Raw genomic sequence first — 22193 nt, forward strand, 5'->3', positions numbered from 1 at the left:
TAACCCGCTACACGTCTACGCCACCTTCTAAAACGCTCTTTACTCTACCTATATATAGATTGACAAAGTTTCTGTGATATTACATAGATTTTAAAATTTAAATTCTGAAATATTTGTTTAGTGGTATCACTGAATCCATGCTGCACAACACAGTTGATGTATCTGTATTTATTCGGTAGTTATAATTGGTTACAAAAATCATTCCTACCATTTCTTCTCTGATGTCAAATATTTTGTGTATAACTACTGTATAACAATCAAAAGGACTGACAGATATTCAGTGCTTGTGCGGTTTTGTATCCTGTATCACAAATTAGCAATTCCAGTAAAATCACCTTATCAAAGGCGTTGTAGGATGTTATAATCATGAAGTATCGGACAAATACATTTTGCTAATTAATCTTTAAACAGCGAAAAAATGTAATTTATGATGCTGTTAAAGTTGGCTTTAGGTATGCGAACGTTTACACAATACAGGGAAACATCTGAAAATATTAATTACAAAATAAAACATGATTTGTTGATTTGTAACTTTGTATTAAGAAGTCCATGTATAAAAACGCTATTATGACAGTTGTAAAACTGATTTAGATTGGAGAATGCCAAACATTTTGCAGTTTAAAAATAGCTAAAATAGCATTAAAACTCTCGATAAGAGAGTAGACCTACACAGTGTTACGAAGAACTTCAATTTTGTATGAATTCAAATAGCCAGTCTGCCAATACCGATACATATTCCCAACGTTTGGCAGACATTGTGGGAACTGCGATCGCTCTATTGACTCTCACCCTACCCGTGTTTGTCATTGCCCACTATTCTTCAACTAATGTTCAAAATAACCAGCAACCCCTGATCCAAAACCTCAAAGGAAGTCAAGATTGATAAAGCTTTCCAGTAGCATTTCACCAGCAGGAGAGTTACAAAAAAAAGAAACCTGATTTTGAGAAAATCTCTGTAGATTTGAATGTAGTTCATCAGCAATAAGCTGAAATCTGGATTGTGTGACTCCAGATTTCAGTTATATTCACAGAATGGGGCAGAAATCCCTTTAACAGCAATCAAGGGCGGGAAAGAATAATACCCTTTTGGAAAAAGCGTTGCGAGGAAACTTCGCAACGCTTTTTCCATTTTTTGGCTAATTCAAGGGAACTGGGGATAAGGGGGATAATTGCCCTGGAATAAATACCTTGGGAAGAGATCCATATTGCCTTAAAATTCTACACGGGGAGCGAAGCTGACTGAGTGCCCCCATGATTCACTGTTATCAGAGGAGTTTTTTGTGGATTTATCTCGTATTCCTGCCCAACCAAAACCGGGTCTAATCAACGTTCTGATTGAAATTATTGGCGGAAGTAAAAATAAATACGAATACGACAAGGAACTAGAAGCTTTTGCTCTAGACCGAGTACTTTATTCCTCGGTACAATATCCATACGACTACGGCTTTGTACCCAATACTTTGGCTGAAGATGGCGATCCCCTAGATGGTATGGTCATAATTGACGAGCCAACCTTTCCAGGTTGCGTTATTGCTGCACGACCGATTGGCTTCTTGGAAATGATTGACGGTGGCGATCGCGATGAGAAAATCCTTTGTGTTCCTGACAAAGATCCGCGCTACACTCAGGTGAAATCACTGAATGACTTAGCGCCACACCGCTTAGATGAAATTGCCGAATTTTTCCGTAGTTATAAAAATTTGGAAAAAAAGGTGACTGAAATTCTCGGTTGGCAAGATGTGGACAAGGTTGCAGCTTTAGTAGAAAAATCCGTCAAAGCTTATAGAGGATAATAGAGGAGTTAGGAGTTAAGAGTTAAGAGTTAGGAGTTAAGAGTTATAAATTTTTATTCCTCACTCCCGTAGAGACACGATTAATCGCGTCTCTACTCATAACTTCCGCTTGTTACGGATCGCAAAAACTGCCACCAATCCCAAACCTAAATGCAGCGCACTCTCCTTTTGGCAAAAATTCATAACTGCACCCTCACGGGGGCGAATATCAACTACGTGGGTAGTATCAGCATCGATGAAATCCTTTTGGAAAAAGCTGGTATCTTACCTTATGAGCAGGTGCAAGTAGTTAACAATGCCAACGGTCAGCGCTTTATTACCTATGCGATCCCGGCTCTAGCCCATTCAGGAGTAATTGAGCTAAATGGGGCTGCGGCACGTCTAGGCATTATTGGCGATCGCTTGATTATAATGACTTACGGGCAGTTCACTCCAGAAGAGTTAAAAAGTTACTCTCCTACGGTAGTCATTGTGGACGAAAAAAACAGGCTGTTAGAAGTGCGGCGCTACGATGACCTGCTCAGTAAGGTCTAATTTCAAGGAAAATGTCAAATTTTGAGTTGTCGGGTTCCCAGAGCTACATAAGAGAAAAGTCATCTACCCTGCCAAGTAGCCCAGCAGGTGAATTTTTCGTGCAATTCTGGGGTGTAAGAGGTTTGATTCCCACTCCAAGTAGCAACACTAATCGTTATGGTGGTAATACCGCTTGTGTAGAAATGCATGTAGCTGGGAAACGCTTGATTTTTGATGGCGGTACTGGCTTGCGTATACTGGGTAAAATTTGGCAAGAACTACAACAGCCACTAGAAGCCCATTTATTTTTTACCAACTGCCAAGCAAATCGTATTCAAGGGTTTCCCTTTTTTGCTCCAGCATTTACTGTGGAAAATTGTTTTCACATTTACGGCACAGCTGCCTCAAATGGAGCCTCAATCAAACAATGTCTGTATGACCAGATGCTCCAGCCACACTTTCCTTACCCTTTACAGGTAATGCAGTCAGAATTGCAGTTTTACAATCTGACTTCAGAAAGTGACGTGAAGCTAGATGATGTCACTATTACAACTGCATTAATTAATCAAACTCAGCGTTCAGTTGGCTACCGAGTTACTTGGCAAGAGTATAGTGTTGCCTACGTCACGGATTTGCACCCGAATGCTGATCAAGTAGAGCGAGAGCGGATTTTACAGTTTATTAAAGGCGTTGACTTGCTGATTGCCAATGCCACTTACACTCCCCCTACCTCTCACAACCATGACTCTGCTGATTTACTCTGGCAAGCTGCGGTGAATGCAGCTGTGAATGCTGGTGTGCAACGGTTAGCCATTTCTCATCATCACCCAGATGACCATGATGATTTTCTTGACCAGGTTGAAGTCGATGTCAAATCTGCCTTTCCTCAAGCGATAGTAGCCTATGAGGGTCTAGCTTTAACTGTTGGTAAGTGATTTATATTTGTTGGCAGAGCATCACTAACGGGGAGATGAGGAAGGAGGGGGGTAGGATGCCAACAGTTCAGTTTAAGATTTGATTTCCTCCCTTTTCTCCTTTTTAAGGAGGGAACTAGTCAGGGAGCCAGAGCAAGCGACTGGCTAGGAAATCTAAACTTCAACTTACAATAAACCTCGTTTACCATTGGGGCGCACAGTCATCCAATTTGTTTTTGCTAGTGCTAGCTGCTCATCAGAAATTTTGGCACTGGTGAGATTAGCACCACATAGATTAGCTCCTCGAAGGTTAGCATTGCTGAGATAAGCATTGCTGAGGTCTGCACCTCGGAGGTCTGCCCCTTCTAAATCAGCATGGTTAAAGTATGCTTTGCTCAAATTAGCATCCTTGAGATTTGCTTGAGTGAGGCTAGCTCTGCCAAAGTCACTATTGTGGAGATTAGCTCCCTGGAGATTGGTTTTTTGCAATTGAGCGGAATGGAAATTTGTTTGGGATAAGTCAGCACCTTGTAGATTCAGCAAACTTAAATTGTGTAGGGCAAAATCCCGTCTTCCCTTCAAATAGGCTGTTAATAAACCTTGGGTATCTAACTTCCGCTTAACTTTAGAATTTTGAATTTGCGAACTATTGCTGTTGCTGTTAGCTAAAGTCGTTGATTTGGCCATCCCAGAACTCTGGTGTAATCCAGCCGCTTCCGCTGCCTTGGCTCGTCTAGCGCGAATTGCTGCCGCTACCTGTGCCACTCCTACACTGGTAACAGCAGCCGAGGAGTTGTTACATAAAACAGCAGAATTTTCCAGGTAGTTGTGTGTTCGCTCTTTATATCCACTATCTGATTTAATCAGTAAACCCTTTGCTAAACTTTCTAAGTATGGTTCTATTTCCAATGCTCTGAGAACTTCTGCTGCTGACTGATAGCGACTACGTACAGACACGTCTAACATTTTTCGCAATACATTGCTCAAGTGGTCACTCACTTGCACAAGCCGCTCCCACATCATCTCGCCAGTGTTGGGATTGTAATCTAACTCTTTAGGAGTTTTATTAGTCAATAAATAAATGCATGTCACCCCCAGTGCATAGATATCACTGGCGTAGACTGGACGCATAGCCATTTGCTCTGGAGGTGCAAAACCAGGAGTGCCAATGGCATATGCAGTTAATACTGTTTGTCCTGATTGACTCGTCGCACCTTGAGTGACTTGGTCTTTGACGGCACCAAAGTCAATGAGTACCATTCTGGCATCTTGAGTGCGGCGAATTAAGTTGGCTGGCTTGATATCACGGTGAATCACCTTTTGCTCATGGATGTATTGCAGTAGTGGCAGAATCTCGCTTAAGAATTGCTTGACTCCAGTTTCGCTCAAGATGCCGTTAAGTTTGACCTCCTCCTGCAAGGTATCACCATTGATATATTCTTGAACTAAATAGAATTGTTCATGATCTTCAAAATAGTCTAACAACCTTGGTACTTGGGGATGATTGCCAATCTTACCTAGAGTTTTGGCTTCTCGCTCAAAGAGTTCTCTGGCCATCTGCAAAACATGTGGGGCGCTTCCTGATGGGCGTAATTGCTTAATTACACAACTCGGTTCTCCTGGTAAGCCTAGATCATCGGCTAAGAAGGTTGCTCCAAAGCCACCCTGACCTAATGGTTTGATCACCTGATAGCGATCGCGCAACAGTAGTTGCGAGCCACAAGACTGACACCTTTGGCTATTTACCAAATTTTCTGGATTGGGACAGGTAGGATTTAAGCAGTAGCTCATGCACTGTCAACTCGCTGCACGAATAATCACGGTGAGTGTTATACTCCCTTTCAATTATTTAGATATTAATCAATTCTTGCCAGGTAATTTTTGCTGGAAATCCTTTGAAGAGTTCCTAAAGTTTAACTGGTATTACGTAAAGCGATCGCTTAAGTAAGCTGATTTATTATACTTACACCAACAACTAGTGTTTGAGCTACTTGTTTTGTACGTAGTATTGTTTGACATTGCTGAAACAGCCTTAAGCCAGAGACTTTGAATCCAAAATCCAGCTTGCGCTGAAAGCGCACCTTTGGTGCGACCCAAAATCCAAAATTGGTATTAGAAGTATTGGAGGGCAGTGCCCATCCTACAAAAAATTGCTATAGGATTTTGGATGCCCAAATTTGGAGGCAATTTAGAATCGTCTCCATTAGTCCTTAAGTAACTATTAGCTGGCTTTCATGTCCACACTAATCAGCTGTTCGATAAGTGCAAAAACATCACTGCGGCTAAGTTTCTCTTTACCATTAGCAAGGGCATCAAGGGTACCATTAGCCAAGGTTAAGGGAATTTGGCAAAAATCTAAGGCTGGACCTGTAGGAAGATTTTTGGTGTAAGCTTCTGCTAGGGCTAGATTGCGCCGAGCATACTCTTGCATATTTGCTGCACTCCAACCCTCTGGAAAAAAGTCTACCCCACGCCCTAAATCTTGAGTATGGTTACGCAGGATATTAACTGCTTGTAAACCCCGACCAAACCCAATCGCCTGGGTACGGTTAGTTTGCGTTCCATCGTACCAAGTCCATAAGTCCGAAAGTAATAATCCCACTGCACCTGCAACCCCAAAAGTATAACGGTCCAAATCAGATTCTGTGTAAATTTTCCAGTTTCTTTCTGCCCAGTAAGCCATCCGGTCTGCCATTGCAGCAGTGGCATCCCAAATTCGAGGTGCAATGGTCTCTGGTGCTAGCAGTGACCATTCTCTAATCCTCACAGTGACTTCTTCTAAGGTATTCTCATACCCACTAAATCCTCCAAAGAAAGCATCTACCGCGAAGCCATCAACCCCTGCCTGTAATGTCAGACTAATCGTTCTTAACAGCTTTGCTTTAGTAGCGTTATCTAGTTCGGGATGATCTTCAATTTCATCAATGGCACGCATACACAAATATGCTGATGCTACTGCTTCTTGCAATCCTGGCGGTAAAAGACTAATTGGAATATAAAAAGTTCGGCTAGTTTCTTTGAGGATTTGCAATGCATCTCTACGTAAATTCATGTTTTCACTCCCCGATTGATTTTTGCACCACATGAAGTTTGCAGTTTTTTGATGATACTGGATATAGTTTTGACTAAACCTTAAAAACTATAGACTATAAGATACGCTAGTATTTAATCTAAAAATTAATAGTTTTTGGTGTTGCAATTAACAAAACTCTCAAATTTATCAAAGTCCTATCTAGTATATAAGGTTTTGGTTGCAAAAATGTGTAAGGCGTCGTTTAATATAGCTTTCAGAAAGTTTTAGTGTATATATAAAGAATTATGCTAATATTTGGTTAATTACCGCGAAATTTTTCCATCAGCAAATATCCATTTTAGAGATTTGAAAGTGTTTTAAGTCTGCGTTAATCTGACTAACAAAGTATAATTATTGTATATATAAAGGCAATTTAGGAAAAGCTGGTAACGGATAACAGTAACTGTACGCACTTAAAGGTGCGAACGGCGGCTTGCCTAAGAGTTAAGGTCAAATTGGACATAGAGGGCTGCAATCCTTGGGTTGAGCTACGCCTACGCTTGATCGGTTACAGTGGGAGCGTCCTTGCTGTTCAAAGTGACATAAAATGACCATAACCTAGAGCAAGAAGTTCCCGTATATTTACGAGATTGACAAAACAGCCCATTCAACAAAACATTTGTGAATATTTGACCTCTCATCAGTCTCAAGATATAGAGATTCAACAAGTTGTTTAGAGTCAGGCTAAAGCTATGGTCTCCACTTTTTACTTGTTTTCCACTGATGTCACCTCATTGGGTGAGTTGGTTGCTACTACCACAGCATCAGCTCTCACAACTTTACCACTGCTCGTCTCAACACGGGCGGGTAAACCACCTGGGATTTTTTCTCCGTGTGCCTCCGTATAGATTCTACGACCACGGCGTTGTATAGCTTCTGCAAGTCCAGTTAGATATTTCAGTGGGTCAAATTGCCCTTGTCGGGGAAAGCGTAGACACACTCCTGTATCAAAATCGCTCAACGGCGCTTTCTTCACCATTTCTACGTTAGTGAGTCCGACCCGTGTACTGCTTCTAACTTTTGCTGAATCTCATCTATTGATTTCAGGTCTGGGGGAAAAAGATAGCCGTCAAGTCTCTCCAAGTCGCAGTTAATGTTTTCTTGGGTGGCGATCGCCTCTATAGTATTAATTGCTGTTGTATGACTTTGAGCAACAATTTTGCGCCCTCTTTACCGTGCATTTACTCCAGTTCGTGGTAACGGGAAGTCAGCACATTCGATAGGTGTGCCGTTGTTATTGCCGTTTGACCGCCACCAATGGGGTCATCATTCAGCACCACTACTGACTCACTTTCACGGGTTAACATATAAGCAGTTGACATCGCCGCTATCCCAGCACCGACAACGCACACATCTGATCCATGATAGACAGTAAAAATATACTTTCTTGGGGATAAAGTTGCCAAAAAAATATTTGATTAAAATAAGTTAGATTATTATATAATTTTTTTTACTTTTAATTTACCATAAATTATTAATAAAACCATTATCAGTATTGGCGAAGCTAATTTACGTTAGTAAAATGCTTTTTAATTAAAAAATAAATATTAAATTTAAACCAATACGCTTGGTGTTAGTGATATTTGGCCTCGGAAGATTCCCCCAACCCCCCTTTTTAAGGCTTGCTCTAATTCCCTCCTTTTTAAGGAGGATTTTTGCCGCCTGTAATTATACCTTTTTTGGTTTTGATGAACGATGAATTATACGTTGGCAAGTATCGCAACGGCTGGATTAGTAACAGTGTTGTCATTTTTACAATTGCGCTGACATTTGTGCTAGCGATCGTTGCTATTCCACTAGAAATTATTGGAGGGTATGAAATGGATGTTATTAGAGATATTCTTGATAACCAATTAGTTGACAGTAATCAACGCAAAATGGGTAAAGTTGATGGCATTGTGATGGAGTTTCCTGATCGCGAACCACCACGACTTGCTTATATTGAAGTAGGAGTAACAACCCTTACCAGACGGCTAAATCCGCGTTTGGCAGGTTTTGTAGCAACAATTGCAAGTAAATGGGGTGCTAAACAAAGTGAACCGTTTCGGATTCCGTGGTCAAAAGTGCGGGATATTGGTATTGATGTTGAAGCTGAAGCAATACCAGCCTTAGGCTATGAAAAATGGTTGCGCGATCGCATCATCGCCCGAATTCCAGGAGGGGGATAATGACAAAGAGTGAAATTCATCTAGAATTACTGCTGAGTAAACCAGTATTAGACTCAACTGGTAAAGCCGTCGGACGCATTGAGGAAGTACCCGCCGAACAACAAGGCGGAGAATGGATTGTTAAAGAATATCTTATCGGCTATGCTGCGGTGTTAGAACGGTTATCCGCTTGGACAATTGGGTTAAAAATTTTGCATTTACTGAGGGCGTAGAAAATCTATGGTAATTATACAGTACCTTGGGACAAGCTAGATTTGACTGACCCTGACAAGCCTCGTTTGCGTTGCAGTCTAGATGCATTAAAGTCATTAAACGAGCAGCCGCAGGATATAGAGTAACTTGGCTTGAAGGAGGCAGAAGTATGATGTCAAAATAATTCGTAATTGATAATGACGCTCTCTGGGAGACGCTGTGCGTAGCTTGCTTAAGAGTAGAGGTATGCGGACTCGCTTTGCGTGGCGCTTACATAATTCGTAATTATTACCTCCTCTTAAACAAGCTAGATTTTTATGATGTGGCTTTCTGCTTACGGCTAAGTACCTTGCTTGCTCCTAGCACAGCACCAAGTGCCAACACAGCTAGATCCATTCTAGGTTCAGGAACAACAGTGCTATCTTCAGTGAAAGCCAAAAAGCCAGCCCCATTCAACCCACCTCTACCGGCAGGAACAAAGGTGTCAATAAAAGCTCCTGTCTTGCCGTCGTAACGCAACACATTGTTACTATTTAAACCACTAACGTAGAGGTTGCCGTCAGTACCAAAGATTGGCTTTACAGGACCGTTAAGTCCGCCACTGCCAGATGGGACAAAAGTGTCGATAAAAGCTCCTGTCTTGCCGTTATAGCGCAAGATATTATTAGTCCGAAAGTTAGCGATGTAGAGATTGCCGTCTGGTCCAAAGTTCAAGCCACTAGGTTCCGACCCTTTTTCTTCTGTAGCAAAAGTATCGAGAAAAGCTCCTGTTTGCCCATTGTACCTTAAGACACTATCAGTCAAACTACTACTGACGTAGAGGTTCCCATCTGAACCAAAGCTCAAACCAAAAGGTGCACTGATACCGCCGCTACCTGAGGGGACAAAAGTGTCGATAAATGCTCCTGTTTGCCCGTTGTAGCGTAGAACACTATTACTTGTGCGGCTGTTAATACTGGTAACGTAGAGATTGCTGTCAGGTCCAAAAACCAAGTCTTCAGGTGTATCTAGTCCACCACTAAGAGAAGGAACAAAGGTACTAATGAAATTCCCTGTTTTTCCGTCGTAACGTTGGACGCTACCGCTCAAAATACTACTAACATACAAATTTTTATCAGATCCAATAGTTAAACCAGTTGCTCCCTTTAGTCCGCCACTACCGGAAGGAACGAAGTCATCAATGAATTCTCCCGTTTTTTCGTCATAGCGCAGAACAGAGTTATTATAATAACTCCCGACTAAAAGCGCTGCATTAGCTCTTGGGGCTATCCACCCTAGTAATGCAAAACTAATTAGTGGGAGGCTGATATAACAAAAGTTAAAAAATCTCATAATTTTGTTAGCTCCTACAACCATAATTACTTAGTACAGTTAATCATAAATTTGTAGCCTATCCTTGTTGGTTCTTAACTTTGGTTGTAAGCAAAAGTAATTTAGATGCGTTTGCCCTGCCCTGCTTTCCCTGCATCCTCTGCCCTGGCTGCCTCAACTGATAAATTTCTTTAACCCAAGCGTATTGGTATTTAGTGTGGTAACAATAACTTGTACATTACAAAAACCATTCTTGGTAAAAAATATCTGCTAATCTTTCACCCAACTTCTAGCGAAAGAAAGAGTTTGAGACTAAGTATCTCTGTAATCATGAAATGCGGACAAGTATTAACCTGCTGAATAACTGATATGCCGCAATATTTCGGAAAACTACCCACTACTAACCAACCTTGGACAACTGTTAGCAATGTAAAAGCTGTAACCTGGGACAATAATATTATTAATTTTGACTGTGATGACTCACGCCTTACCATCAGCGTACTTGCTCCCAATTTAATCCGTGTGCGTTTTGCACAAACTGGGGAATTTATGCCCCGCCGCTCTTGGGCAGTAACGCTGGATGATACAGAATGGACGACAACACCTTTTACAGTCCGGGAAACTGAAGCAACGGTAGAAATTGAAACAGCACAGATTCGTGTGTGTGTCCAGCGAGAAAAGTGTCGCATCGCCTGTTTCGATAAAGATAACCGTCCCTTTGCCCAAGATGCAGAGATGGGTATAGGTTGGCGGATGGGCGCAGTTGCAGGGTGGAAGGAAATTGCAGCCGATGAACATTTCTATGGCTTTGGTGAACGCACAGGCTTTCTGGATAAACTCAGCGAAGTAAAAACCAACTGGACAACGGATTCTTTAGATTATGATGCACTGACTGATGAAATGTACCAGGCAATTCCATTTTTTATGGCTTTGCGCCCTGAAGTAAGCTATGGCATCTTTTTCAATACCACTTTTTGGAGTCAGTTTGATATCGGTGCTGAACAACCAGGTATTTGGAAGATGGAAACTCGTGGCGGTGAATTGGATTATTACATTATCTATGGCCCCGAACCAGCCCAAATCCTAAACACATACACTCAGTTAACTGGGAGAATGCCATTACCGCCGAAATGGGCGCTAGGTTATCATCAATGTCGCTGGAGTTACGAATCAGAAACCGTTGTCCGGGAACTAGCAAAGGAATTTCGCCAACGCCGCATTCCCTGCGATGTCATTCACCTCGATATTGACTATATGCGGGGCTATCGGGTGTTTACCTGGAGTCCTCAACGCTTTCCCAACGCCGCAAAACTTATTAGTGATTTAGCACAGGATGGTTTCAAAACAGTCACAATCATTGATCCTGGTGTGAAATATGAACCAGAAGGCAATTATCACGTTTTTGATCAAGGATTAGAAAACGACTATTTTGTGCGTAAAGTTGATGGCGAGTTGTTCCACGGCTACGTTTGGCCTGAGAAAGCTGTTTTTCCTGACTTTTTACGTCCTGATGTGTGTAACTGGTGGGCTGATTTACACAAAAGTCTAACTGATGTTGGTGTGGCAGGAATTTGGAATGATATGAATGAACCCGCCATAAACGATCGCCCCTTCGGTGATGAAGGTGATAAAATTTGGTTTCCTCTAGATGCGCCACAGGGGGGAGAGGGAGAGAATTCAAAATTCAAAATTCAAAATTCAAAATTAAGAATTGATGTGACTCATACAGAAGTGCATAATTTGTATGGGTTGATGATGGCTAAAGCTTGCTATGAAGGGTTGGAACGGCATCGAGGCTCTGAGCGTTCGTTTGTGTTAACGCGATCGGGTTATGCTGGTGTGCAACGCTGGTCTTCTGTATGGATGGGGGATAACCAATCGTTGTGGGAGCATTTAGAAATGTCTCTGCCGATGCTTTGCAACATGGGACTTTCGGGTGTGGGGTTTGTGGGTTGCGATATTGGCGGGTTTGCTGGTAACGCCACAGCTGAATTATTCGCTCGCTGGATGCAGGTAGGAATGCTTTACCCAATGATGCGTGGTCACTCGGCAATGTCTACTGCTCGTCATGAACCTTGGGTATTTGGCGATCGCGTTGAAAATATCTGTCGAGAATATATTAATTTACGCTACCAACTACTTCCCTACATTTATAGTCTTTTCTGGGAAGCAGCAACAACGGGCGCACCGATTTTAAGACCCTTATTGTACCATTTCCCCAACGATCCGAAAACCTATAGCCTCTACGATCAAGTATTGCTAGGTGCGTCGCTGATGGCTGCACCAATTTACCGCCCTGGAGTTGAGCATCGAGTTGTCTATTTACCCGCAGGCACTTGGTATGATTGGTGGAGTGGCGATCGCTACGAAGGCCCGATTCACATTCTTGCTCATGCACCACTAGAAAGAATGCCACTATATGTCCGTAGCGGTGCGATCGTTCCCATGCAACCTGTCAGGCAATACGTTGATCAAGCCCCACTCGACGAGATCCGATTACGGATTTGGCCTGGTAATAACGAATACGAGCTATTTGAAGATGATGGACAGACAAATGAGTATCAAGATAAAAATTTTTCGCTAACAAATATAAGCGTATTTACAGAGGCAAACCAAACAGTTGTGGAAATTGGAGTGAGAGTTGGGGAATGGACACCTGCACCGCGTGAAGTGATTGTAGAACTTGTTGGTCTTGGAGAGCAACGTTTCCAAGATGATGGTAAGCGACGTAGCCTGCAATTCTGATAGACCACAAAGGTGGTTTTTTGAACCACCTTTATTTCTGATTCTCAATTGTGCAATAAAAAATATGCATAAGGGTAGATGAAAAGTAAGTCAAAGAGTAACATACAATACAAAGGGTAGAAATAGTTAAACCGTAAGAAATACGTAAATTTACTACGCTAGATAGATGCGGTTAGAGAACACTCAATGTTAAATGTTAACCGCTTGCGGCTGCAAAATAGATTTAAAATTACTACAAATTCACTTGTGGGAAAAGTTGCAAGTGCGATCACTGTTTTTGTTGGCAGCTTGGTACTAATTGGCTGGTGGTTTGGCATTGAAGTTCTCAAGCGCGGCTTTCTTGGTAGTCCGGCGACAATGAAAGTCAATACAGCGCTGTGTTTTGTGCTGTGTGGTGTGTCGCTGTGGCTGTTTTTAAGAGCAGGGGGAAACAATTCAAAATTCAAAATTCAAGTTGCGCTGGAAGCGCACCAAAGGTGCGACTCAAAATTATTTCCCCACTTCCCCACTCTTATAATTTCTAGGGTCTGTGCAATAGCGGCTACCACAATTGCTGTGCTTACAGTCTGTGAATATCTGTTTGGCTGGAATCTTGGGATTGACGAACTGCTATCGCGTGATTCGCTAACTAGTATAGCGACATTGCGTCCGGGGCGAATGGGGGTGAACACAGCACTGAACTTTATGCTGGTGGGCGTCGCCCTACAGATTGTGGTTAATCCAAAAACCGACCGCAGTTATTGGTATGCCCAGATTATCGCTCTGATAGCTACTTTAATTTCCTTTCAAGCGCTTATGGGCTATGCCTATAAAGTGAAAGTTCTCTACAAACTTGCCCCTTATACAACATCAATGCCCTTACACACAGCGGTGTTGTTCAGCTTACTAAGTATAGGCATTCTCTGGGCGCGGCCACAACAGGGGTTAATGAGGGTAGTTACAAGTGATACCTACGGCGGCTTAATTGCACGTCGTTTGTTGGTTGCCGCGATCGCAGTCCCTTTTATACTGGGGTGGATAATTGTTGAAGGTCAACGGGCAGGACAATACGATCCAGCTTTTGCAGTATCGGTGTTTGCGATCGTCCTGATTGTAATTTTTACTGTTTTGATTTGGCAAAGTGCGGCGGTTATTGAACGTCTCAGCCATCAACGTGATCTTGCCCAAGAAGCACTAAGAACCTACGAAGCTAAACTGGGGAGTTTTGTAGATGCTAACGTTATCGGCATTCTGTTTAGTGACGTGTATGGCAGTATCCAGCAAGCAAACGACGAATTCTTGAGGATGATTGGTTACACGCGAGAGGATTTGTTAGCAGGCAGGCTAAGTTGGAGCAATATCACAGCACCAGAGTATCTATACTTGGATGAGCGAAGTGTTGCCGAAGCACAAGGAAGCGCTAACGCTGCTTGTACGCCCTACGAGAAAGAATACATTCGTAAGGATGGTAGCCGCATCGCAGTTTTAGTTGGTTACGTGCTGCTAGGAGAAAACCGAGAAGAATCAGTAGCATTTATCCTCGACCTGAGCGAACGCAAGCAAGCAGAAGCAGAGCAACAAAAATTAGTATCGCTAGTAGAAAATAGCTCTGACTTTATCGGCATCGCCACCCTTGAAGGTAAATTACTCTACATAAATGATGCAGGTCAAAAGCTGGTAGGGCTTGCCAGCCTTGATGAAGTCAGGCAAAAAGCAGTATTAGATTACGTCATGCCCAAAGATAAAGCCTATTTTCAAGAATATATACTGCCGACTGTGCTATTAGAAGGGCGCTGGCAGGGAGAATTCTGCTTTTGTCACCTCCAGACAGGTCAACCGATACCAGTTGATTACAACATTTTCACTGTTACAGACAACAACACAGGTCAGCCAATTGCCTTAGCAACTGTGACTCGCAACATCAGCGAACAAAAACAGGCTAAGGAACAAATCTTACAACTAAACAAGGATTTACAGCGCCGCATTACTGAGTTACAAACTTTGTTGGAGGTGATTCCCATTGGAATTGGCATTGCTGAAGATCCAAAATGCCAAAATATCAAGGTCAATCCTGCTTTTGCCAAACAGTTAGGGATATCCTCAGATACAAATGCCTCCCTCAATGCTCCCAGTGACGAAAAACCGACAAGCTTTAAAATCTACCAACAAGGAAGGGAACTGTCAGCAGAGGAACTGCCAATGCAATACTCTGCCACTCATGGTGTCGAAGTTCTGGATTGTGAACTAGATGTCGTCCATGAAAATGGAAAAATCGTCAACCTGTTGGAGTATGTTGCACCCCTGTTTGACGAAGAGGGTAAAACTAGAGGAAGCGTTGGTGCATTTTTAGATATTACGGAGCGCAAACAGGCAGAGGAAGTACTTTTAAATCAGCAAAAATGGCTAGAGGATGTGTTAAATCTGATGCCAAGACCGTTGCTGTTTATCGAACCAGGAACGGCGCGGGTAACTTTTGCCAATCGCTCTGCTGACGAATTAGCTGGGGGCGAATTTCCCAAAGGTGTACCAGCCGCAGATTATCACACAGTTTACCACTACACAGATGCAGCTGGCGATCGCATCCCCAATGAGCAAATGCCAGGAGTGCGGGTTGCCCTTGGCGAACGCCTGAATGGATTGGAAGTAGACTGGCACACTCCCGGTGGTGTCCGCTCTCTACTAGTATTTGCTGATACCCTGCCAGCAATGCACGGTCATCCAGCTACCTGTATCTTGGTGTTCCAAGAGATTAGCAACCTCAAAAAGGTACAAAAAGCACTCTCGTTAGGTTACAAAAGGCTAAACCTACTATTTGACACAGCTAACGATTTACTATCGAGCCAACAACCAATAGTACTAATTGATAGCGTCTACCGAAAACTAAAAGACCAAATTGATTTAGATATTTACTTTAACTATTTGGTTGAGGATAACTCTCAGGTATTGCAGTTGGGGTCTTACAGTGGCATTTCCCAGGAGATGGCAAAGGAAATTGAGAGGTTGGAATTTGGTCAAGAGGTTTGTGGTACTGTAGCGCTCTCACGCCATCCTATAGCTGTAGAGAATGTGCAGCAATCAACTGAAGAGAAAACACAATTGATTCGCTCTTTAGGCATTACTGCTTATTATGCATACCCATTGATCGCTCAAGGAAGGCTGTTGGGTACTCTTTCTTTTGGCAGCCGCACTCGGTTAAGCTTCACTGACAATCAAAAGGGGATGATGCAAGCAGTATGCGACCAAATAGCGATCGCAATGGAACGGGCTAGTTTAATTGCTTCTTTGCAACAACAAACTGAGCAGTTGCAAGATGCTAACCGCATGAAGGATGAATTCTTAGGGATATTGTCCCACGAGTTGCGATCGCCCCTCAATGCCATCCTTGCCTGGGCGCAATTACTGCAACGAAGCAAGCTCAGTGAAACCCAAATGGCTAGGGCTATGGAGACAATTGAGCGCAATGCTAAGGCGCAAACCCAGCTAATTGAAGACCTGCTGGATGTATCACGGATGATTAGAGGCAAGTTACGCCTCAATGTTGGTAGTTGCAATTTGGTTGGGATGATTGAGTCAGCCATTGAAACTGTTAGTCTAGCCGCCCAGTCCAAAGAAATCGATTTGAGATTTTCCCTGATTCCCTCAAAAGAAACGCGAAATGCGCCACCGGGGATACTCCCCGTGGTCACTTTCGCGCAAAATTCAGATTTGGGATTAGGAATCAATCGCGAAAATCTAGAATCTCTAGAAGCAGAATCCCAAACCAATCAACACTCAGAGGACAGCAAGCTTGGCGAAAATTCTCAATTCTTAATTTCCGGGGATTTCGAGCGTTTGCAGCAAATCATCTGGAATCTGCTATCCAATGCTATCAAATTCACACCCGTAGGAGGACGGGTAGAGGTGCAATTGTCAGTAGTCACTGGTGAAAAACAACAGACAACGGATAAATATGCCCAAATTCAGGTGATTGACACAGGCATTGGTATCAGTGCTGACTTTCTTCCTTACGTCTTCGATCGCTTTCGTCAAGCTGATAGTTCTAACACTAGAACCTATGGGGGATTAGGACTAGGATTAGCGATCGTGCGTCATTTAGTAGAATTACATGGCGGTACTATCCATGTAGATAGTCCAGGTAAAGAACAAGGAGCAAGGTTTACTGTCAAGCTACCACTTTTGAAAAGTCGCCCCCTCGCAGCCTCATAACCTATTCCCTTCTTCCTAATATCAAAATTTATACAAAATTCCAAATTTTCCCCAATTACCAAAAAGCAGTTTTTTCCTTTGCAATTTAGTGTAGGTGAATACCTGCATTAGAAAAATATTTATATGTATATTTTTATCTCAATATGAATAATTATTCTGTATTAGGGCGATCGCTATTTACTAGAAGCAGCTTCAATAGGCAATGCAATGATTCCCCTTAAAAAGGCTTGCTGTTTTATACTCCATTTTTTTAGCAGTTCCCAGATGAAGTACACAAAACCTCACCCCCAACCCCTCTGGGTGAGTCTGGAGAGAGGAGATAAAGTTTATTCTTTATCAGGGTGAGGTACAGCTTAACCTCACTCTTTTATTACTCTCATTAGAGAATATTTAAAACTTTGTTTCTTTGTGCTTGGTTCCTAACAAGGATTTTTTGGCTTTGCTTATCAAGCAAGGCTTTAAAAAAGATTCAAGGTCAGCATCTTATTTTTCTCTCCTCAGAGACATAAAAGAGCGTTAGAAAACGCTATAAAAGGGTCACTACAGGCGGAGAGAACTTATCCAAAACTTATTGGAAGCAACTTCCGAAATAGGCAATTTTAGAGTTGTATTTAAATTATGTAACCTGAGTTAATCGAAACAGGCTACATAAATTGTTGTTTGAGTATTATCAGAAAAACATGTTAAAAATAACACTTGTATTCCTACTGTTAGCATGATTGGTCTGTAATATTCACGTAATTTATTCAGATAATCATCTAAAAAAAAGATGTGCATCTTCCAACTACCATAAATCTAACTAATAAGCAGTATTTGATACATTACAATACCTCCTATGATTGCTCTAACAAAAACATTAGTACAAATAGTAGCTGAACCACAACAGCTAGATAGTATTAACTTACATGAGTCGAAACGAGCTAATTTTTTACAAGAAGTAATTGAAGGCTTAGAAGACGGTATATTAATTTTAAGCAAGGCTGGTAAAGTGATTCATGCTAATGCATCTGCTCATCGCCTTTGTTGTCAATTTAATCAAGGCAATTTTAATCAGAATTTTGTACCCCCAGCCATCTGGAATCTTTGTAAGTCGTTAGTCAATAGTAGGTATTTGTTTTCTGATAAACTGCTAATTCTGTCAGATGAGATTGTGCTTGATAAGTCAAATATTTTTCGGATTAGGGTAAGATTGCTAGATTTAGATGAGTTTGAAGTGCCTTGCTTATTAGTGACCATAGAAAACCAATATGAGTCTGTGAAAAATGTAGCACTTACTGAAATTAAAAAATTTGACCTGACGCCGCGAGAAGCTGAAATTTGGTTTCTCTATAGAAGCAACTACAGCTACAAAGAAATTGCTAATAAACTTTACATCACCATCAATACCGTGAAAAAGCACATGAAAAATATTCACACCAAGCGACAAGCATCTCTTGTACTTTAAGAGTAATATCGCAATCATAATTGGTTATGCAAGTTGGGGCACAATGCTGTGTCCCTAATTGTATTCGGAGCTTTTTGTAGGCATAATAAGGTATTGGAAACTTGCTGTTTTAATAAGGTATTGTTATTTTGTAGTTCCATAGTAATTTTGTTGAACTGATCATTGCTCAAACCATTATCTTTGACAATTTTTTCAGAGAGGGTACAGAAATTTTTTGCGATATCTTGAGCCTTTGTTGGAAGATCCTTTACACTGTTAGGATCGTTACAAACAATCTTGGGAATTTCTCCATTGCCAATAAGTTTTTTAATTTCTTCAAAGGCATTTTGACGGGCTGGCTCCATTGCTAGCACGGCTTGAGCGTAACTGTTGATTTCAGTATTGTTAACTATTGGTGTTGGAGTTTGACCATCAGCTTTTGTCAATGAAAAAGCGTTGGAAATCACACTGACAGTAGCGATCGCGCCGAAAAAGAATGATTGGAAAAGAATTCGCTTTCGGCTAGGTCGGGAAAAGAAATCGGAAGTTTTCTTCATATAGTGTGTAACACAAAACTACATCAGGGATATTATAAGGACTTGGAATTATTTTCGGAGTTGGAAGTTCCAGTAACCGCTGAATACATCAAGCTTTTATATTTGATTGTTAACTTCCTCGGCATACTTGACAAAGTTCGATGACTTTAGTCTGGAGTGTTGACATTTCTGATGCTCCTTGCTTGAGGCTGACTTCTAACTCCAGTAGTAGGGGTAAGCAAGAGATTAACTGTTGCATAGAAAGCAGCCTAATTTCTTGCTGTAAGAAGTAGATCCGTTTAGGATTACCGATATCAGCAGCAATAGCTATCGCTTGTTGATTGCGCTCACCACTTTCTATCATAATCTTGACCCATACCCAAGTGCGAAATTGTCCAATTAGTGTGGCAACTATCCGTAATCCCGGTTCGGCAGCATTGATCAGATCCGCCAACGTTGTCAAAGCTTTAGCTGTATCTCCTGTTCTGATTGCTGCTGCTAATTGTAAGCTATTCTGAGTAGTATTTCTTACTAACTTAGTCACGGTATCTACATCTAAAGGCTTGTTGCTACCTTGGGCATATAACCGCAATTTCTCTAATTCATTGTAGAGTATACGTGTATCATTTCCTACAGATTCTGCCAACAGCTGGGCAGTATTGGCAGTCAGTTTCACGCCCACAGCCTGGGCTGCTTGATTAACAGATTGCACCAGCAATTCTGTTTTCCAAGGGGGAATAAGGGGAAATTCTCGGAATTCGGTAGCAAATTGTTTTAACAATTTCGTAGATTTGAGGCGTTCATCTGGCTTGTTCCGGCTAGTGAGCAATAAAAATGAGTTTTCGGGAATGACTGGTAGCGATCGCACCAATTCTGCTAACACATTGTCTGGACAGTGTTGGCACAAAGTAGTATTTATCAGCCATACCAAGCGCCCACCAGCGCCAAAAGTGGGTGTCATCACCTGATTTAACCCCTGGATAGCAGCATCAGCTTGATCTGGGGGAAATGAAGTGTAATTAAAACTGATCCATTGGGGATCGAGGACGCGATCGCGCAGCATAGCGATCGCCTTTTCTATGGCAAAATCATCTTCACCCCAGTAAACATAGATTGGCATAGATAAACCTCATTGGGCATTGAGCAAAACAGTTCCGAATTCTGAGTAAAAAAGTGAGATTCCTTACTTCTTTACTCAGCACTCCCCACTCCCCACTCCCTCAACCATCACACCCAAAAACTAAATACTTTTGAAATCATTCTGTCAATCAAGGTAATTTTCCCTAAAATCTATCAAGTGAGAGCGTGAGGCTATGAAGATTGGACGATAACTATCAAACTTACTTAAATCGGTTAGCACGACTGACGCTGCCAGAAGCCTACAGATCCCAAGTCCAGCATATTCAGGAATCTTCTAAATTCCAACCACATTCTGGGTTGAGACAAGCAGCGTCCTTTCCTGGCTATACGCTAACTACCCCGCCGGCAGAAGAAGAATCACAAAACTCTGCTTTCTATGCCAAATTACAGACTTACCAACAGGAACTTTTACAGTTGCCTGTAAACCGTAATTTGATTGTACCCGTACCTCCTGCTAGCTTCCATCTGACTTTAGCGGATTTAATTTGGGACAGTGCTTACCTTGATGCTTGCGAAAAAAATCCCAATTTTGACGAGGAGTTACACTCTTGTTTAACCCAAATATTTCGGCAATATCAACAATTGATGACAAATATGAGTCATCCAATTCAATGGCAAATGCTGGGACTGATACTGATGCCAAGAGCTGTAGCTGTTTGTTTAGTACCTCAAGATGAACGCTGCTACGAGGAAATTATTAAATTTCGCCGAACAATTTATCAAAATCCCAAGTTAATTGCTTTGGGTATTGAGCAGCATTATCACTTCACAGCCCATATTACATTAGCTTATTTTGGGGAGGTTTCATCTGACTTAGACCGCACAAGTTTCAGCACAATGCTTTCTCAATTGAATGAAGAATGGCTGTTGAATTTGCCAGAATTTTTGATTGATCGCGTCGAATTGCGGAAGTTTGACAATATGACACGCTATTATCGTGAACCAGACTGGCCAATTTTAAATTTTTGACCTGATTCGCGGATCATCTTCACAATAAACGTAAGAATTTAGCATTCAGGAGTCAGGATTTATCAGGAGTTTAGTATGATCGGTATATTCATTCATCAAATATTCTTCTGATTCTTTAACTATTCGGACTCCTGAATTCTAACTTTTGAATTATTGTTTAATATTCAGTAAGTAGGCAAGAATAAATCAAATTATGTTACCCAATATAAAATTATAGGATTAGCCCTTTCAAGGTGACTCATAAAATCTCTGCTTTCCTCTCTGCGTTCTCTGTGCCTCTGCGGTTTAAAAGTAAATTTATTGAACCACAGAGGCGCAGAGAACACAGAGAAAAGAGGAATTATCCCTTTGGTGTCTAGTTAATTGAGATAGTAGCTGGATTTATGCCATGCTGTACTAGTTTTTTATATCAAAATTCTGGTTGTTTATAAACGAGGTAAATAGCTTCTAAAAATACATCAGGTGTAACAGCTTCTGGTAGCTTTTCTAAATTAATAATAGTTTGAACTTGCTCGGCTAACTTTAGAGATAGTGAAGCTCTTGCTTTTAATGACATTGCACCACGTCGCTGTAAATACTCACGAATAACAGCAAAATCATCGGGCAACAATTGCGATAAATCGGCAATTTCTAGTAACTGCTGATTGAGTACCTTTGCCTGTTCTGAAATTGTCATTGCAGATGCAGTGGGTGTTTGGGCTTGAATCACAATTGTGCCAGCTGCCAAATCACCCAAACGCTTTTCTCGAGGGCCCAACATAATTAAAAAAGCGCCAATAAACAAAGTCTCATCAAAAGGTCTGAGTAAGGCACGTAGCGTTGCTTGTTGTAGCCCGATGAGTCTACCGTCATCTCGAACCACGCGAATTTTAGAAACCCGTTTACCAGGGGTTTGCCCAAACCATAAGGTTTCAAAAAATACAAAATAGCTGATATAAATTGCAAAGGCGATAATGAAGAAAATTGCTAAGAACCAAACTCCTAAATTTTTGCCATTAGTAAAAATCTCTTCAATAAAATTTAAGAGTTGCGTCGATAAGACACTCCAAGTAAGGACAAACAGAAGCAAGGTTACAATCAAGATTGTATAGTCAATCAGCAGTGCCAAAGCTCGATTGCCGATTCCTGCTAAAGTGAATTCCAACTCTACACTTTCTGGAGTCTGGAATGTGATGCGATTAAAAAAGCGCATATTTTAACTAATTGAAAATTAATAGAGTTGAATTAAGGT

Annotated in this window: 17 protein-coding genes and 1 pseudogene; 10 read left to right on the plus strand and 8 right to left on the minus strand. The window is 41.6% G+C overall.

The genetic code is table 11. The features are described from left to right. The first annotated feature begins 697 nt into the window (after positions 1 to 697). The 4 genes from V7K46_RS25310 to V7K46_RS25325 all read left to right on the plus strand — a co-directional run bounded on the left by V7K46_RS25310 (position 698) and on the right by V7K46_RS25325 (position 3241). Positions 698 to 883, plus strand: coding sequence for a hypothetical protein (locus V7K46_RS25310; protein WP_273769420.1), 186 nt, complete (start codon positions 698 to 700; stop codon positions 881 to 883). Positions 884 to 1280: 397 nt separating this feature from the next. After that, a complete protein-coding gene (locus tag V7K46_RS25315) occupies positions 1281 to 1793 on the plus strand; it encodes an inorganic diphosphatase (protein ID WP_335118054.1) in 513 nt (170 codons plus the stop codon). A gap of 150 nt (positions 1794 to 1943) precedes the next feature. Beyond that, positions 1944 to 2327, plus strand: coding sequence for an aspartate 1-decarboxylase (gene panD, locus V7K46_RS25320; protein WP_335118056.1), 384 nt, complete (start codon positions 1944 to 1946; stop codon positions 2325 to 2327). Between the two features lie 11 nt (positions 2328 to 2338). Further along, the gene (locus V7K46_RS25325; RefSeq protein WP_335118058.1) at positions 2339 to 3241 is read left to right on the plus strand and encodes an MBL fold metallo-hydrolase; all 903 of its coding nucleotides are present in this window, start codon (positions 2339 to 2341) and stop codon (positions 3239 to 3241) included. Between the two features lie 165 nt (positions 3242 to 3406). Here the strand turns inward: V7K46_RS25325 and V7K46_RS25330 are convergent, their stop codons facing one another. From V7K46_RS25330 to V7K46_RS25345, 4 genes are all read right to left on the minus strand, one after another. Beyond that, complete coding sequence (locus V7K46_RS25330; RefSeq protein ID WP_335118060.1) at positions 3407 to 5011, minus strand: serine/threonine-protein kinase; 1605 nt, start codon at positions 5009 to 5011, stop codon at positions 3407 to 3409. Between the two features lie 430 nt (positions 5012 to 5441). Then, a complete protein-coding gene (locus V7K46_RS25335; RefSeq protein WP_273769426.1) occupies positions 5442 to 6272 on the minus strand; it encodes a phytoene/squalene synthase family protein in 831 nt (276 codons plus the stop codon). Between the two features lie 727 nt (positions 6273 to 6999). Beyond that, on the minus strand, positions 7000 to 7272 hold the full coding sequence (locus V7K46_RS25340) for an FAD-dependent oxidoreductase (protein ID WP_335118062.1): 273 nt from the start codon (positions 7270 to 7272) through the stop codon (positions 7000 to 7002). A gap of 202 nt (positions 7273 to 7474) precedes the next feature. Further along, entirely contained in the window at positions 7475 to 7699 is a 225-nt protein-coding gene (locus V7K46_RS25345) for an FAD-dependent oxidoreductase (protein WP_335118064.1), read from the minus strand. 249 nt (positions 7700 to 7948) lie between these two features. Here V7K46_RS25345 and V7K46_RS25350 point away from each other — a divergent pair, with 249 nt between their 5' ends. Both V7K46_RS25350 and V7K46_RS25355 read left to right on the plus strand, forming a co-directional pair. Next, entirely contained in the window at positions 7949 to 8461 is a 513-nt protein-coding gene (locus V7K46_RS25350) for a hypothetical protein (protein ID WP_335118066.1), read from the plus strand. Next, positions 8461 to 8673, plus strand: a complete 213-nt coding sequence (locus V7K46_RS25355) for a hypothetical protein (protein WP_335118068.1) — start codon at positions 8461 to 8463, stop codon at positions 8671 to 8673. Before V7K46_RS25350 ends, V7K46_RS25355 begins: the two co-directional genes overlap by 1 nt. A gap of 295 nt (positions 8674 to 8968) precedes the next feature. Here the strand turns inward: V7K46_RS25355 and V7K46_RS25360 are convergent, their stop codons facing one another. Next, entirely contained in the window at positions 8969 to 9985 is a 1017-nt protein-coding gene (locus V7K46_RS25360; RefSeq protein WP_335118070.1) for a Vgb family protein, read from the minus strand. 348 nt (positions 9986 to 10333) lie between these two features. Here V7K46_RS25360 and V7K46_RS25365 point away from each other — a divergent pair, with 348 nt between their 5' ends. The 3 genes and pseudogenes from V7K46_RS25365 to V7K46_RS25375 all read left to right on the plus strand — a co-directional run bounded on the left by V7K46_RS25365 (position 10334) and on the right by V7K46_RS25375 (position 18338). After that, complete coding sequence (locus tag V7K46_RS25365) at positions 10334 to 12709, plus strand: glycoside hydrolase family 31 protein (protein ID WP_335118072.1); 2376 nt, start codon at positions 10334 to 10336, stop codon at positions 12707 to 12709. Positions 12710 to 12895: 186 nt separating this feature from the next. Further along, positions 12896 to 16867: pseudogene (locus V7K46_RS25370) on the plus strand (sensor histidine kinase); the annotation flags it as partial. An 862-nt stretch (positions 16868 to 17729) separates the two neighbouring features. Next, the gene (locus V7K46_RS25375; protein WP_335118076.1) at positions 17730 to 18338 is read left to right on the plus strand and encodes a helix-turn-helix transcriptional regulator; all 609 of its coding nucleotides are present in this window, start codon (positions 17730 to 17732) and stop codon (positions 18336 to 18338) included. A 14-nt stretch (positions 18339 to 18352) separates the two neighbouring features. Here V7K46_RS25375 and V7K46_RS25380 read toward each other — a convergent pair whose 3' ends face one another. Beyond that, positions 18353 to 18874, minus strand: a complete 522-nt coding sequence (locus V7K46_RS25380; protein WP_335118078.1) for a DUF4168 domain-containing protein — start codon at positions 18872 to 18874, stop codon at positions 18353 to 18355. 109 nt (positions 18875 to 18983) lie between these two features. After that, the gene (gene holA / locus V7K46_RS25385) at positions 18984 to 19973 is read right to left on the minus strand and encodes a DNA polymerase III subunit delta (RefSeq protein WP_335118081.1); all 990 of its coding nucleotides are present in this window, start codon (positions 19971 to 19973) and stop codon (positions 18984 to 18986) included. A 200-nt stretch (positions 19974 to 20173) separates the two neighbouring features. On the opposite strand from holA, the gene V7K46_RS25390 reads away from it, so the two are divergent. Beyond that, the gene (locus V7K46_RS25390; RefSeq protein WP_335118083.1) at positions 20174 to 20962 is read left to right on the plus strand and encodes a DUF1868 domain-containing protein; all 789 of its coding nucleotides are present in this window, start codon (positions 20174 to 20176) and stop codon (positions 20960 to 20962) included. Positions 20963 to 21371: 409 nt separating this feature from the next. Here V7K46_RS25390 and V7K46_RS25395 read toward each other — a convergent pair whose 3' ends face one another. Then, positions 21372 to 22154 carry an RDD family protein gene (locus V7K46_RS25395; RefSeq protein ID WP_335118085.1) on the minus strand — a complete coding sequence of 261 codons (783 nt, stop codon included), beginning with the start codon at positions 22152 to 22154 and terminating at the stop codon, positions 21372 to 21374. Positions 22155 to 22193: the final 39 nt, after the last annotated feature.

This window comes from Nostoc sp. (genome assembly GCF_036917395.1).
Taxonomy (GTDB): Bacteria; Cyanobacteriota; Cyanobacteriia; order Cyanobacteriales; family Nostocaceae; genus Nostoc.

Bases quoted from the DNA above. Each gene is read 5' to 3' on its own strand.
- V7K46_RS25310 (WP_273769420.1), top strand. From the start codon at position 698: ATGAATTCAAATAGCCAGTCTGCCAATACCGATACATATTCCCAACGT.
- panD (WP_335118056.1), top strand. From the start codon at position 1,944: ATGCAGCGCACTCTCCTTTTGGCAAAAATTCATAACTGCACCCTCACG.
- V7K46_RS25325 (WP_335118058.1), top strand. From the start codon at position 2,339: ATGTCAAATTTTGAGTTGTCGGGTTCCCAGAGCTACATAAGAGAAAAG.
- V7K46_RS25330 (WP_335118060.1), bottom strand. From the start codon at position 5,011: ATGAGCTACTGCTTAAATCCTACCTGTCCCAATCCAGAAAATTTGGTA.
- V7K46_RS25335 (WP_273769426.1), bottom strand. From the start codon at position 6,272: ATGAATTTACGTAGAGATGCATTGCAAATCCTCAAAGAAACTAGCCGA.
- V7K46_RS25340 (WP_335118062.1), bottom strand. From the start codon at position 7,272: ATGGTGAAGAAAGCGCCGTTGAGCGATTTTGATACAGGAGTGTGTCTA.
- V7K46_RS25355 (WP_335118068.1), top strand. From the start codon at position 8,461: ATGACAAAGAGTGAAATTCATCTAGAATTACTGCTGAGTAAACCAGTA.
- V7K46_RS25360 (WP_335118070.1), bottom strand. From the start codon at position 9,985: ATGAGATTTTTTAACTTTTGTTATATCAGCCTCCCACTAATTAGTTTT.
- V7K46_RS25365 (WP_335118072.1), top strand. From the start codon at position 10,334: ATGCCGCAATATTTCGGAAAACTACCCACTACTAACCAACCTTGGACA.
- V7K46_RS25375 (WP_335118076.1), top strand. From the start codon at position 17,730: ATGATTGCTCTAACAAAAACATTAGTACAAATAGTAGCTGAACCACAA.
- V7K46_RS25380 (WP_335118078.1), bottom strand. From the start codon at position 18,874: ATGAAGAAAACTTCCGATTTCTTTTCCCGACCTAGCCGAAAGCGAATT.
- holA (WP_335118081.1), bottom strand. From the start codon at position 19,973: ATGCCAATCTATGTTTACTGGGGTGAAGATGATTTTGCCATAGAAAAG.
- V7K46_RS25395 (WP_335118085.1), bottom strand. From the start codon at position 22,154: ATGCGCTTTTTTAATCGCATCACATTCCAGACTCCAGAAAGTGTAGAG.